Source organism: Pantoea sp. RG18, assembly GCF_025910075.1.
GTDB lineage: Bacteria > Pseudomonadota > Gammaproteobacteria > Enterobacterales > Enterobacteriaceae > Pantoea > Pantoea agglomerans.
Genome location: NZ_JAPCIL010000014.1, coordinates 46,364 through 58,872, shown reverse-complemented (window position 1 = coordinate 58,872; position 12,509 = coordinate 46,364). Strand labels below are relative to the sequence as shown.

The 12,509-nt window shown below is 59.6% G+C and carries 10 protein-coding genes; 2 read left to right on the top strand and 8 right to left on the bottom strand.

Annotated elements, in window-relative coordinates; all coding sequences use genetic code 11:
* Window positions 1-5: 5 nt before the first annotated feature.
* The 6 genes from kdpB to OK409_RS15180 form a co-directional block, all read right to left on the bottom strand.
* A complete protein-coding gene (kdpB, locus tag OK409_RS15205) occupies window positions 6-2,054 on the bottom strand; it encodes a potassium-transporting ATPase subunit KdpB (RefSeq protein WP_010671495.1) in 2,049 nt (682 codons plus the stop codon).
* Window positions 2,051-3,739 (bottom strand): potassium-transporting ATPase subunit KdpA, encoded by a 1,689-nt coding sequence (gene kdpA / locus OK409_RS15200; RefSeq protein ID WP_089414975.1) that lies wholly within the window; start codon window positions 3,737-3,739, stop codon window positions 2,051-2,053. The genes kdpB and kdpA overlap by 4 nt, the downstream gene beginning before the upstream one ends.
* A complete protein-coding gene (kdpF, locus tag OK409_RS15195; protein WP_010253443.1) occupies window positions 3,739-3,828 on the bottom strand; it encodes a K(+)-transporting ATPase subunit F in 90 nt (29 codons plus the stop codon). The genes kdpA and kdpF overlap by 1 nt, the downstream gene beginning before the upstream one ends.
* A gap of 108 nt (window positions 3,829-3,936) precedes the next feature.
* The gene (locus tag OK409_RS15190; protein ID WP_010253446.1) at window positions 3,937-5,103 is read right to left on the bottom strand and encodes an HD-GYP domain-containing protein; all 1,167 of its coding nucleotides are present in this window, start codon (window positions 5,101-5,103) and stop codon (window positions 3,937-3,939) included.
* 159 nt (window positions 5,104-5,262) lie between these two features.
* Entirely contained in the window at window positions 5,263-6,219 is a 957-nt protein-coding gene (locus OK409_RS15185; RefSeq protein ID WP_022623978.1) for a 2-hydroxyacid dehydrogenase, read from the bottom strand.
* Window positions 6,200-7,591 (bottom strand): MFS transporter, encoded by a 1,392-nt coding sequence (locus OK409_RS15180; RefSeq protein WP_033759126.1) that lies wholly within the window; start codon window positions 7,589-7,591, stop codon window positions 6,200-6,202. Before OK409_RS15180 ends, OK409_RS15185 begins: the two co-directional genes overlap by 20 nt.
* 420 nt (window positions 7,592-8,011) lie before the next feature.
* Here OK409_RS15180 and OK409_RS15175 point away from each other — a divergent pair, with 420 nt between their 5' ends.
* Window positions 8,012-8,929 carry a sugar ABC transporter substrate-binding protein gene (locus tag OK409_RS15175; RefSeq protein WP_022623976.1) on the top strand — a complete coding sequence of 306 codons (918 nt, stop codon included), beginning with the start codon at window positions 8,012-8,014 and terminating at the stop codon, window positions 8,927-8,929.
* Between the two features lie 35 nt (window positions 8,930-8,964).
* Here OK409_RS15175 and OK409_RS15170 read toward each other — a convergent pair whose 3' ends face one another.
* Entirely contained in the window at window positions 8,965-9,465 is a 501-nt protein-coding gene (locus OK409_RS15170; protein ID WP_010253457.1) for a GNAT family N-acetyltransferase, read from the bottom strand.
* Window positions 9,466-9,537: 72 nt separating this feature from the next.
* Here OK409_RS15170 and OK409_RS15165 point away from each other — a divergent pair, with 72 nt between their 5' ends.
* Window positions 9,538-11,370 (top strand): ABC transporter ATP-binding protein, encoded by a 1,833-nt coding sequence (locus OK409_RS15165; RefSeq protein WP_010253459.1) that lies wholly within the window; start codon window positions 9,538-9,540, stop codon window positions 11,368-11,370.
* Here the strand turns inward: OK409_RS15165 and OK409_RS15160 are convergent.
* Complete coding sequence (locus OK409_RS15160) at window positions 11,367-12,491, bottom strand: GNAT family N-acetyltransferase (RefSeq protein WP_010253462.1); 1,125 nt, start codon at window positions 12,489-12,491, stop codon at window positions 11,367-11,369. The two genes, OK409_RS15165 and OK409_RS15160, sit on opposite strands and share 4 nt — an antisense overlap.
* Window positions 12,492-12,509: the final 18 nt, after the last annotated feature.

Here is a 12,509-nt window from a genome sequence, read left to right as displayed (position 1 = left end):
TCTCCTCAGGCCATGCCTGAAAACACTAACAGCAGATCGATCGCTTTGATGCCGACAAACGGCACCAGCAGGCCACCCAGACCGTAAATCAGCAGGTTGCGGCGCAGCAGCGCAGCGGCGCTCAGTGGGCGGTAGCTGACACCTTTCAGGGCCAGCGGGATCAGGAAGACAATCACCAGGGCGTTAAAGATCACCGCCGACAGAATCGCACTGGCTGGCGAGTGCAGGTGCATCACGTTAAGCATGTTGAGCTGCGGATAGGTCGCCGCAAACGCCGCCGGAATGATGGCGAAATATTTCGCCACGTCGTTGGCGATACTGAAGGTGGTCAGCGAACCGCGCGTCATCAGCATCTGTTTACCAATGTGCACCACTTCCAGCAGCTTGGTCGGGTTCGAGTCGAGATCGACCATGTTGCCCGCCTCTTTCGCCGCCTGGGTACCGGAGTTCATCGCCACCGCCACATCCGCCTGCGCCAGTGCTGGCGCATCGTTGGTGCCGTCGCCGGTCATCGCCACTAAACGCCCTTCCGCCTGATACTGGCGGATCAGCGCCAGCTTGGCTTCCGGCGTGGCCTCTGACAGGAAGTCATCCACGCCCGCTTCCGCGGCAATCGCTGCGGCCGTCAGCGGGTTATCGCCGGTGATCATCACCGTTTTGATACCCATTTTGCGCAGTTCGGCAAAGCGCTCTTTGATGCCGCCTTTGACGATATCTTTCAGCGCCACTACGCCCAGCACGTTCGCGCCCTCTGACACCACCAGCGGCGTGCCGCCACTGCGTGCCACCTCTTCTACCTGCGCATTGACCTCGGCCGGGAAACGGCCATGGTTCGCTTCGATGTGGCGACGTACCGCATCGACCGCGCCTTTGCGGATCAGTCGATCCTGCACGTTTACGCCGCTCATGCGGGTCTGCGCAGAGAACGGAATAAAGCTGGCACCCATGCTGCTGAGATCGCGCTCACGCAGATTAAATCGCTGTTTCGCCAGCACCACGATGCTGCGCCCTTCCGGCGTCTCATCGGCCAGCGAGGCGAGCTGTGCGGCGTCGGCCAGTTGCTCTTCGCTGACGCCCGGCGCGGGCAGGAACTGGGTCGCCTGACGGTTACCCAGCGTGATGGTGCCGGTTTTGTCCAGCATCAACACATCCACATCGCCCGCGGCTTCCACCGCACGCCCGCTGGTCGCAATGACGTTAGCACCCAGCATCCGGCTCATCCCCGCCACGCCAATCGCCGACAGTAAGCCGCCGATGGTGGTCGGGATCAGACAGACCAGCAGCGCCACCAGCACCGTGATGCTGACCGGCGTTCCGCCCCATGCCGAGAACGGCCAGAGTGTCACGGTCGCCAGCAGGAACACGATGGTCAGTGACACCAGCAGGATGGTCAGGGCGATCTCATTCGGGGTTTTGCGGCGTTTCGCACCTTCCACCATGGCGATCATCCGGTCAAGGAAGGTTTCGCCCGGGTTGGCGCTACAGGTGATCACCAGCCAGTCAGAGAGAATGCGGGTCCCGCCGGTGACGGAGGCGAAGTCACCGCCCGACTCGCGGATCACCGGTGCGGACTCACCGGTAATGGCGCTCTCATCCACCGAGGCACCGCCTTCCATCACTTCACCGTCGCAGGGGATGATGTCGCCCGCTTCCACCAGCACGGCATCGCCTTTGCGCAGCTCATCGGCACTGACCTGCTGCCACTCGGCGCCATAGCGCGCCGCTGAGAGTTTTTTGGCAAAGCTGGTCTTTTTCACCCCTTTCAGGCTGCTGGCCTGGGCCTTACTGCGCCCTTCTGCCAGCGCCTCCGCCAGGTTGGCGAACAGCACGGTGAACCAGAGCCAGACCGCAATCGCCCCGGTAAAGCTGGCGCTGCCGCTGATCCGGCCGGTCAGCATCGCCAGCGCCAGCAGCGAGGTCAGAATACTGCCGAGGTAGACCACAAACATCACCGGGTTACGGAACTGCACCCGGGGATCGAGCTTTTTCACTGCATCCCAGGCCGAGGTACGCAGCAATGCTGCGTCAAATAACGCCTGTTGTTGACGACTCATGAGGATTGTCCCTGAACAAGTTGCAGATGCTCAGCCACCGGGCCCAGCGCCAGAGCAGGAATAAAGGTCAGTGCACCCACCAGCAGCACCGTGCCGATCAGCAGTCCGATAAACAGCGGACCGTGGGTTGGCAGCGTGCCGTTACCCACCGGCTGCACTTTTTTCACCGCCATCGCACCGGCAATCGCCATCACCGGAATGATGATGCCGAAGCGGCCCAGCAGCATGCAGGCAGCCAGTAGCAGGTTCCAGAACGGCGTGTTAGCACTCAGGCCGGCAAAGGCGCTGCCGTTGTTGTTGGCCGCCGAGGAGACCGCGTAGAGCACTTCGCTGAAGCCGTGAATGCCGGGATTGGCCATGGCACTGCGTCCGGCGTCGGTCATCATCGCCAGTGCGGTACCGATCAGCACCAGCGCCGGTGTGACCAGAATCGCCAGCGCGGTCATCTTCATCTCCCAGACGTCGATTTTTTTGCCCAGGAATTCCGGGGTACGACCGATCATCAGCCCGGCGATAAACACCGCCAGCAGCACAAACAGCAGCATGCCGTAGAGACCGGCACCGACGCCGCCAAACACCACTTCGCCCAGCTGCATCAGCCACATCGGCACCATGCCGCCCAGCGCGGTAAAGGAGTCGTGCATGGCATTCACCGCACCGCAGGAGGCGGCGGTGGTGATAACCGCGAACAGGCTGCTGTTAAGAATGCCAAAGCGCGTCTCTTTACCTTCCATGTTGATGGCGCTGTCAGCACCCAGCTGGAGGAAGTGCGGGTTGCCCTGCAGTTCGGCCCACATGACGACCGAGACCGCCGCCACAAACATCAGCGTCATCGCCCACAGCAGCATGTGGCCCTGACGACGGTCACGCACGCTTTCGCCAAACGCGAAGCAGAGCGCCGCCGGGATCAGGAAGATGCTCAGCATCTGCACCAGGTTAGTCAGCACCGTCGGGTTTTCAAATGGATGGGAGGAGTTGGCGTTAAAGAAGCCGCCACCGTTGGTGCCCAGCATTTTGATCGCTTCCTGCGACGCCACCGGCCCCATCGACAGCGTCTGCTGCACGCCTTCCAGCGTGGAGAAACTGTGATAAGGCGCGAAGTTCTGGATGCTGCCCTGGCTGACAAAGAACAGCGCCATCAGCAGGCTGAGGGGCAGTAAGACATAGAGCGTGATGCGCGTCAGGTCGCGCCAGGCGTTACCCAGGGTCGCAGAGCTGCGATTAGCAAAGCCACGGATCAGCGCAAATGCCACGGCGATACCGGTCGCGGCTGAGAGGAAATTCTGCACCGTCAGGCCCACCATCTGACTGAAATAGCTCAGGGTGCTTTCGCCGCTGTAGGATTGCCAGTTGGTGTTGGTGACGAAGCTCACGGCAGTGTTCAGCGCCAGATGCCAGCTCAGGCCAGGCAGCTGCTGCGGATTCAGCGGCAGCGCGCCCTGCATCAGCAATATTGCCAGCAGCACCACGAAACCCAGCGCATTAAACAGCAGAATCGCCAGCAGGTAGTGCGGCCAGCGCATGTCCGATTGTTGTGCGCCCAGCAGTCGCCACAGCGGCGCTTCCAGGCGGGCAAACACCGGCTTGTCAGCCACTAACGACGCCAGACCCCGTCCGAGCGGCTGCGCCAGCACCATCAGCAGCAGCAGATAGAATGCGATGAGTAAAAAAGCATTGGCCGCCATCAGAAGGCCTCCGCATTTAACAGGGCATAGATCAGATAGCCCAGTAACAACACCACCAGCACAATGCCGGTTATTACGCCCACGCTCACAGGAACCTCCAGAGGATTGGATTTATGGCTTAGCTTGCGCGGAGGCGTATAAAGAAGGGGTTAAAATGCAGCGGGCGGGCGTAAAAATAGTGTAAAAATGGCGAAAAATCAGGCGACTTCCAGCGCCCAGATACGATTGAGATCGACGTTACCCCACAGCGTGCTGTCCTCTGCGCCTACAATGCTGTCGGTGCAGAAGCTGTCGCCAAGGTCGAGCTCTTCCGGTTTCACTTCACGCTGGGCGTGCAGCGACCAGAAGACATGCACGCAGGGACGCATCAGCGATTTTTCGCCCGCTTTCACCACCAGCGCCACCCGGCCGGAGGCCAGACGCACCAGCGATCCCACCGGATAGATGCCGATGGTCCGTACGAAGGTGTGCAGCAAGCCAGGGTCGAAATGGCCGCGCCAGCTCAGCATCTGGTGCATCGCCTCGGCGGGTGTCCAGCCGTTGCGATAGGAGCGGGTCGAAGTGACGGCATCATAGACATCGCACACCGCCGCCATGCGGGCGTAGAGCGAAATCGCCTCGCCTTTCAGGCGGTGCGGATAGCCGCTGCCATCATATTTCTCATGATGATGCAGGGTGATATCGAGCAGATCGTCATCGGCGTCGGCTTCTATCAGCATCTGCGCACCGACCACCGGATGCTCACGCATCACCCTGAACTCCTCTTCAGTCAGCTTGCCCGCTTTGTTCAGGATCGCCAGCGGCACGGCCGCTTTGCCGACATCATGCAGTAAACCGCCCATGCCCACCCGACGCAGCTCCTGCTCATCCAGTCCAAGTTTTTTACCCAGCGCAATCATCAGCCCGCAGACCGCCATGGAGTGCAGGTAGGTGTAGTCATCATGATTTTTCAGTCGCGCCACGCTCAGCATGGCAGAGGGTTCACGCGTGATCGATCCGGCGATTTCATCCACCAGATCCATCATATAATCGAGCTTCAGGCCGTTACCCAGCCGCGCTTCGTTGAACATCGCCAGCACTTTCGGTTTGCCCTGCAAAAAGATCTGCTGTGCCTGATCCAGTTCCTGGAAAAACGGGGTGCGGCCAATGGTTCTCTTCGCGACCGTGGAGGCGATCGGCGCCTGCACCGATCGATCGAGGTCGATCCAGAGCTGGCGGATCCCTTCAGTGCGAAGCATGGCGATTTGTCGGGGATCGGTGATCAGCATCTCATTATGAATGCGCTGGTCTTTTATCCACCAGACCTCCAGCTTGTGGATAAACATCCCTGGGCGCAATTCATCAATGGTAATCAGCTTTATCACGCTATCACTCTTTAATATCAGCGGGTGGTAAGGTGATATCGGCAGCCGGACAAATTTTCTTCAGGCTGTTTTGTGCGAAGGTGAGGGTCTGGTGAGTGGTCAGAGGAGAGGCGTCCTGCCTCGCCCCCGTTTCAGCAGGGAGTTAAGACGCCGCGGTGGTTACACTACCCGGGTCAGCACCGGCTCACCACGGGCAAACGCCAGCATATTCTCAAAGACCAGGTCAGCCATCGCCGCCATGGTTTCGCGGGTGCTGCTGGCGATATGCGGCGTGATCACCACATTGTCGCGCTGGCGCAGTGCGTCAGGCACCTGCGGCTCCTGTTCAAACACATCCAGCCCGGCACCGGCGATCTGCCCGGTTTCCAGCGCATCCACCAGCGCCTGCTGATCCACCACGCTGCCGCGCGCAATGTTAATCAGATAGCCCTGTGGTCCCAGCGCCTGCAGCACTTCCGCATTGATAATGTGGCGCGTCGCGGCACCGCCCGGCAGGGTCAGCACCAGGAAATCGGCCTGCTGCGCCAGCGCCACCAGGCTCTCATGACGGGTGTAGGGCACATCGGGGCGTGAACGCGGGTTGTAATAGTGAATCGCCATATCAAACGCCTGCGCGCGCCTTGCCACCGCCTGACCGATATTGCCCAGCCCGACGATACCGCACACCTTGCCACCGATTTTGCTGCTCAGCGGAAAGCGGCCCTGCGTCCAGTGACCGGCGCGTGTGAAGCGATCGGCCTCGCTGATGCGGCGCGCCACATCCAGCAGCAGCGCCATCCCCAGATCGGCGACGCAATCATTGAGCACCTCCGGCGTGTTGGTCACCACAATGCCGCGCGACCGGGCGGCTTCCGTATCGATGCTGTCATAACCGACGCCGTTACTGCAGATCGCTTTCAGGTTTGGCAGCGCGGCGATCAGCGCGGCCGGTGCGCCCATCACCGCGTTGCCGCTGGTGACCAGCATGTCGATATCTGCGCCCTGCTCAGCCAGAAAGGCTGCCTCATCTTCCGCCTCCCACAGCCGGAACGCGGTGAACGTCTTTTCAATGTTCTCTATCAGCTGCGGTGGCAGGAATTTCCCTCTGATCAGCACCTTACATTGCTTTAATGCCATCTTCTTTCTCCTGATTGTTATAGGATGCCGGGCGATCGCTCTCTTCACCGACGCGTTCAATCGGTCCCATCACCAGCAGGAACAGCAGCGCCGCTACCACGCAGTGTGCCGCCACAAACGCCAGCCCGATGCTGTAGCTGCCGGTCAGACCGACGATGATGCCGAACAGCAGCGGCGTGGTGAAACCGGCAATATTGCCGATGCCGTTAAAAATGGAGCCGGCCAGGCCCACCGCCTCTTTAGGTGCGGTGTCGCTGATCACCGTCCAGGTGCCTGCACCGGCCGCTATACCTTTACCGAAAAAGGCGAAGGACATAATGGCGATAATGCCGCCGTTACCGGGAATAATCGCCGCCAGCACCAGGCTGGACGCCATCAGCATGCCGACGATATAGGGCGTTTTACGCGCCCAGGAGACGCTCCAGCCCCGGGCGATTAACTTGTCTGACAGATAGCCGCCGCTGATCCCGCCCAGAAAACCAAACAGCGCCGGAGCAACGGTGGCGAAGCCCGCCTCCATAATGTTCATGCCGCGAGCCTGCACCAGATAGATCGGAAACCAGGTAATAAAGAAGTAACTGAGCGCAATGATGCAGTACTGACCGAGATAGGCGCACCAGAGCATGCGATTAGTGAGCAGCTTTCTGAACATCGCTTTACTGACCGGTGGCCGCGCTTTCAGCGTCTGCGCCGAGTCGATATCCACCAGCGCACCACCGTCAACGATGTGGCGCAGTTCACTCTCTGACACGCCAGGGTGATTGCGCGGCTCCCGCATCCAGGCAGCCCAGACAAACACCGCCAGCAGGCCGATGCCGCCCAGCACAAAGAACGGCCACTCCCAGCCAAAGCGCGACACCAGCCAGCCTGACAGCGGCGAGAAGATGGCGACGGCAAAATATTGCGCCGAGCTGAACAGCGATGAAGCCCGTCCCCGCTCTGCGCCAGGGAACCACATAATCACCACGCGCGCATTGGCGGGAAAGCTGGGTGCCTCGATCAATCCCAGCATAAAGCGCAGACCAAACATCAGCATCAGCGCGCCGGTCATGCCGCTGGAGAACTCGCCAACGAATCCCATCGCCAGCGTCGAGACTGACCAGAGCGCCAGCGTGACGCCATACACTTTTTTAGCCCCGAAGCGATCAAGAAACAGCCCGCCGGGGATCTGACCAATAACGTAGGCCCAGCTGAAGGCAGAGAGGATCAATCCCAGCTGGATCGCTGACAGGCCGAACTCCTCTTTGATTGCCGATCCGGAGATCGAGAGGATCGAACGGTCGGCATAAGCCACGACCGACAGAAAGAGGATCAGGCAGAGGATCCAGATGCGTACATGAGACGTCCGGTGAGTCGTTTGGTCTTTAAGCATGAGCTGAATTCCTTAAAAAGCGGCAGGTTGCGCCACGAGGTTTTTTTCAGGAATAACGCTGAGATTTCCCGCTTAAGGAAATATAGATAGGAGGCTAACGATGGATCATTGTGCGGATGTTGAGATCGTCAGGCCCGATTCAACGGTTTTCTGACAACCACCACAAAGGCCAGTGCGATGCTGCACAAAAGCGCAAAAAGCCGCGGCTGCCTGCCGCAGAGTGTGCGCCACGTCGAGGATTTCATCGGCGCTGGCAGCTATGACGCGGCGATTTTACGGCAAAGTGTGGCGGCGCTAGCAAGAGTGAAAAGGGCCGGTTGTCAAACCCGGCGACTGTTCATAAGCTGCAAATGATAATCTTTGTCCATTTTTATAATAAATGAAAAATCTATTCCACTCAGTTAACCTCGGGAGTCTGCAATGAAAAAACGTGCATGGGCAATACTCTGTCTGCTCTCTCTTTCCACGTCGGCGCTGGCAGAGAAAATTGGCGTCTCAATGGCCTATTTCGACCAGAACTTTCTGACCATTATCCGCCAGTCGATCGAGAAAGAGGCCAAAGCGCGTCAGCTGGATGCGCAGTTCGAAGATGCACGCGGCGACGTGGGCCGTCAGACCGATCAGGTGCAGAGTTTTATCAGTTCCGGGGTGGACGCGATTATCGTCGATCCGGTCGACTCCGCCAGCACCCCTGCCCTGACCAGACTGGCGCAGCAGGCTCACATTCCGCTGGTCTACGTTAACCGCACACCGGGCGATAAAACCCTGCCGCCGGGCGTGGTGTTTGTCGGCTCTGACGAACGCGAATCGGGCACGTTGCAGATGGAAGCGCTGGCGAAGCAGGCGGGTTATCGTGGCAAAGTCGCCATTATCATCGGTAACCTCAGCGATGCGGGTGCGCTGCAGCGCACCAAAGATGTGGAGCAGGTGGTGGCAAAGTATCCCGACATGAAAGTAGTGCTGAAGCAGACCGCAAACTATTCGCGTAATGAGGGCATGGATTTAATGCTCAACTGGCTGTCGAACGGGGAAGAGATCGATATTGTCGCCGCCAACAACGACGAAATGGCGATTGGCGCAACCATGGCGATTGCCCAGGCGAAACCGAAGAAAACCATTCTGGTGGGCGGCATTGATGCCACGCCGGATGGCCTGAAAGCCCTGGCAAGCGGCAAACTGGCCGTCACCGTGTTCCAGGATGCCGTGGGTCAGGGCAAAAAATCGGTCGAGGTGGCGCAGCAGATGATCAAAGGGAAAAAAGTCGATTCCCACCAGTGGATCCCGTTTGAACTGGTGACGCAGCAGAACATGCAGCAATACAGCAATAAAAATCCGTAATGAAAAGCGGAGCGGCAGCGCTGCCGCTCCGGTTATCACTTCTCGTGCAGCAGTTTCGCCATCATCACCACATCGCGCAACTGACCGTCGCGCAGGGCAGCCTGCCGCATCACCCCTTCACGCTCAAAGCCCAGCCGCTCATAGAGCCGCAGCGCCCGTTCGTTGTCGTGAAACACCTCCAGCTCCATACGCGTAATCCCCAGCCAGTTACGGGAATAGTCGAGCGCGGTGCGGATCAGGCGCTCACCGACGCCGCGACCGGCGTAATCGGGATGCACACCCAGCCCAAAGCTGATGCAGTGGCGGGTGCGCGGCTTGTTATCCACAAACAGCGTCAGCTCACCGGCCAGCACGCCCTCGATCTCCGCGACAAAGGCGATAAACCCCTCAGCATCCATTCTGGCGATTTTTTTCTCCCAGGTGGCAACGCTGGGAAACGGCAGCTGCAGCGTCCAGGGATAGACATCGGGATGACTGTAGAGTCGCTGATAGGCGGCGGCATCCTGCGGTTCCCGTGCCCGAATAATGATTTCCATATTTTCTCCTTTTAGCCGAACGGGGTTCATGCACTAAGCTGTAGCTCTTTACCGGACGGAAAGAGTATCGCTATGTTGTATCGCCGTTTTGAGCGTTTTATCAATATTTTTCATGACGCGCCCACCGACTCGCCCCCCTCAACGGTCTGGTCGTTTTACCTCTACTATCTGCGGCAGGTCTGGCCGAGTTTCGCGGCACTGCTGGTAGTGGGACTGGCGTCAGCCCTGATTGAAGTGTCGCTGTTCAGCTATCTGAGCCGCATTATCGATATGGTCAATCACTCCACGCCCGCCACCCTGTTTCGGGATAACTGGCCGATACTGCTGTGGATGGGGGCGGTGGCGCTGATTCTGCGGCCGATTTTTATCGCCCTGCACGACATGCTGGTACATCAAAGCATCAGCCCGAGCATGACCAGCATGATCCGCTGGCAGAATCACAACTACGTGCTGCGCCAGAGCCTCAATTTCTTCCAGAACGATTTCGCGGGTCGCATCGCCCAGCGCATTATGCTGACCGGCAGTTCACTGCGCGATTCCGCGGTGCAGCTGGTGGATGCCATCTGGCACGTGCTGATCTACGCGGTGACTTCACTGGTGCTGTTTGCCGGTGCCGACTGGCGGCTGATGATCCCGCTGATTCTGTGGATGGTGGCCTACAGCGCCTCCCTGCGTTTCTTTGTGCCGCGCGTTAAAGCGCGTTCGGTGGTCTCCTCAGAGTCGCGATCTAAGCTGATGGGCACCATTGTCGATGGTTATACCAACATCGCCACCATCAAGCTGTTCGCCCACAGCGATCTGGAAAGGCAGTATGCGCGTGAGGCGATTCAGGAGCAGACCGAAAAAACCCAGAACGCCGGCCGCATGGTCACCAGCATGGATCTGACCCTGTCGGCGCTGAACGGCCTGCTGATTGTCTCGACCTCCGGGCTGGCGCTGTGGTTATGGAGCCAGTCGCTGATTAGCGTCGGGGCGATTGCGCTGGCGACCGGTCTGGTCATCCGCCTGGTGAATATGTCCGGCTGGATCATGTGGGTGGTCAATGGCATTTTCGAAAATATTGGTACGGTACAGGATGGCCTGAAAACCATCGCGCAGCCGCTGAGCGTGCAGGATGCGCCGCAGGCGAAGCAGCTTAAGGTGACGCGCGGCAACATCCGTTTTGAGGATGTGCGCTTCGATTATGGCGGTGGCCGTCAGGTGATTAACGGTTTTAACCTCGACATCAAACCTGGCGAGAAGATTGGGCTGATTGGTCCCTCGGGCGCCGGTAAATCGACGCTGGTGAACCTGCTGCTGCGCCTCTATGACCTGAACGCGGGGCGGATTGTGATCGACGATCAGGATATCGCCGCCGTGACGCAGGAGAGCCTGCGCAGCCAGATTGGCATGATTACGCAGGACACCTCGCTGCTGCACCGCTCAATCCGTGAAAACCTGCTGTATGGTCGTCCCGACGCCAGCGAAGAGGAGCTGCAGCTTGCGATTCACCGCGCCCGCGCCGATGAGTTTATCCCGCTGCTCTCTGACTCACTGGGCCGCACCGGGCTGGACGCGCACGTGGGCGAGCGCGGCGTGAAACTGTCGGGCGGTCAGCGTCAGCGTGTGGCGATAGCCCGCGTGCTGCTGAAGGATGCGCCGGTTCTGATCATGGATGAGGCCACCTCGGCGCTCGACTCCGAAGTGGAAGCGGCGATTCAGGAGAGCCTGGAGTCACTGATGCAGGGCAAAACCGTTATCGCCATCGCGCACCGCCTGTCGACCATCGCGAAGATGGATCGGCTGGTGGTGCTGGATAAAGGCGGCATTGCCGAGATGGGCAGCCATCACGAGCTGCTGGCGCAAAACGGCCTCTATGCCCGCTTGTGGCAGCATCAGACCGGCGGTTTTGTCGGCATCGATTAATCGCCGCGTCGATAGGGTAAGGCGTCGCGTGCTTCTTCCGCCCAGCCGCGCACGCCTTCCCGCTCCTGCACCAGAAAATCTGCCACGGCATCGCGCAGGCCGGGATGCAGCAGATAGTGCCAGGAGTGGGTAATCTGCGGCTCGAAGCCGCGCACCAGCTTATGCTCGCCCTGCGCGCCGGCATCAAACCGCGTCAGCCCCTCATCAAGGGCCAAATCCATTCCCTGATAGAAACAGGTTTCGAAGTGCAGCCGGTCAAACTCCGCCAGACAGCCCCAGTAGCGGCCATAGAGCGCATTGCTGTCCCGCAGATAAAACGCCATGGCGGCCGGTTGTTGCTGTAAACGGGCGATCACCACCACAATGTTCTGCGGCATGCGTTCCGCCAGCAGGCTGAAGAAGTCACGCGTCAGATAGGGACGCTGACCGCGCACCGCATAGGTGTTGGCGTAACAGGTGTAGACAAAATCCCACTGATCTTCGCGCAGCTGATAGCCCAGGTAGCGGTCAAACTCAAAGCCGCTCTGCATCACCTGCTCACGCTCTTTACGCAGCTGTTTGCGCTTGCGCGACATCAGCGAATCCAGGAAATCCTGAAAATCGCGGTAGCCACGGTTATGCCAGTGATACTGGCAACCGAGCCGGGAGAGCCAGTCGGGCTGATCGGCCAGCAGCTGGTTAGCCTGCGCATCGGTAAAGTTGATATGTGCCCCGCTTAAGCCCTGCTGTAACAGGCTCTCAGGCAGGGCCGACAGCAGTTGCGCCGCGGCAGCGGTTTCGCCCAGCAGGCGCGCGCCGCTGACCGGGCTGAAGGGGATCGCGCCCAGCCATTTCGGGTAGTAGCGGATCCCGGCGCGCTGGCTGGCATCCGCCCAGGCGTGATCAAAGACGTACTCGCCCTGTGAATGGCGTTTGCGGTAGCCTGGCAGCGCGGCGCGGGTCACCCCCTCCTCCCGCCACAGCAGATGATCGGGCTGCCAGCCCGCCTCTAACCGCACGCTGCCGCTCTGTTCTAACGTGAGCAGAAAGGCGTGGCGCAAAAAGGGCTGGTCATCAGGCAACAGCGCATCCCACTCGGCGGCCGGGATCTCCGCCAGTGACGTCAGGTGAATCAGCGACATGAATTACTCCAGAGAACG

Excerpts from the sequence above, each read along its gene's own strand:
- kdpB (WP_010671495.1), bottom strand. The coding sequence starts at position 2,054 with ATGAGTCGTCAACAACAGGCGTTATTTGACGCAGCATTGCTGCGTACC.
- kdpA (WP_089414975.1), bottom strand. The coding sequence starts at position 3,739 with ATGGCGGCCAATGCTTTTTTACTCATCGCATTCTATCTGCTGCTGCTG.
- OK409_RS15185 (WP_022623978.1), bottom strand. The coding sequence starts at position 6,219 with ATGGCATTAAAGCAATGTAAGGTGCTGATCAGAGGGAAATTCCTGCCA.
- OK409_RS15180 (WP_033759126.1), bottom strand. The coding sequence starts at position 7,591 with ATGCTTAAAGACCAAACGACTCACCGGACGTCTCATGTACGCATCTGG.
- OK409_RS15175 (WP_022623976.1), top strand. The coding sequence starts at position 8,012 with ATGAAAAAACGTGCATGGGCAATACTCTGTCTGCTCTCTCTTTCCACG.
- OK409_RS15170 (WP_010253457.1), bottom strand. The coding sequence starts at position 9,465 with ATGGAAATCATTATTCGGGCACGGGAACCGCAGGATGCCGCCGCCTAT.
- OK409_RS15165 (WP_010253459.1), top strand. The coding sequence starts at position 9,538 with ATGTTGTATCGCCGTTTTGAGCGTTTTATCAATATTTTTCATGACGCG.
- OK409_RS15160 (WP_010253462.1), bottom strand. The coding sequence starts at position 12,491 with ATGTCGCTGATTCACCTGACGTCACTGGCGGAGATCCCGGCCGCCGAG.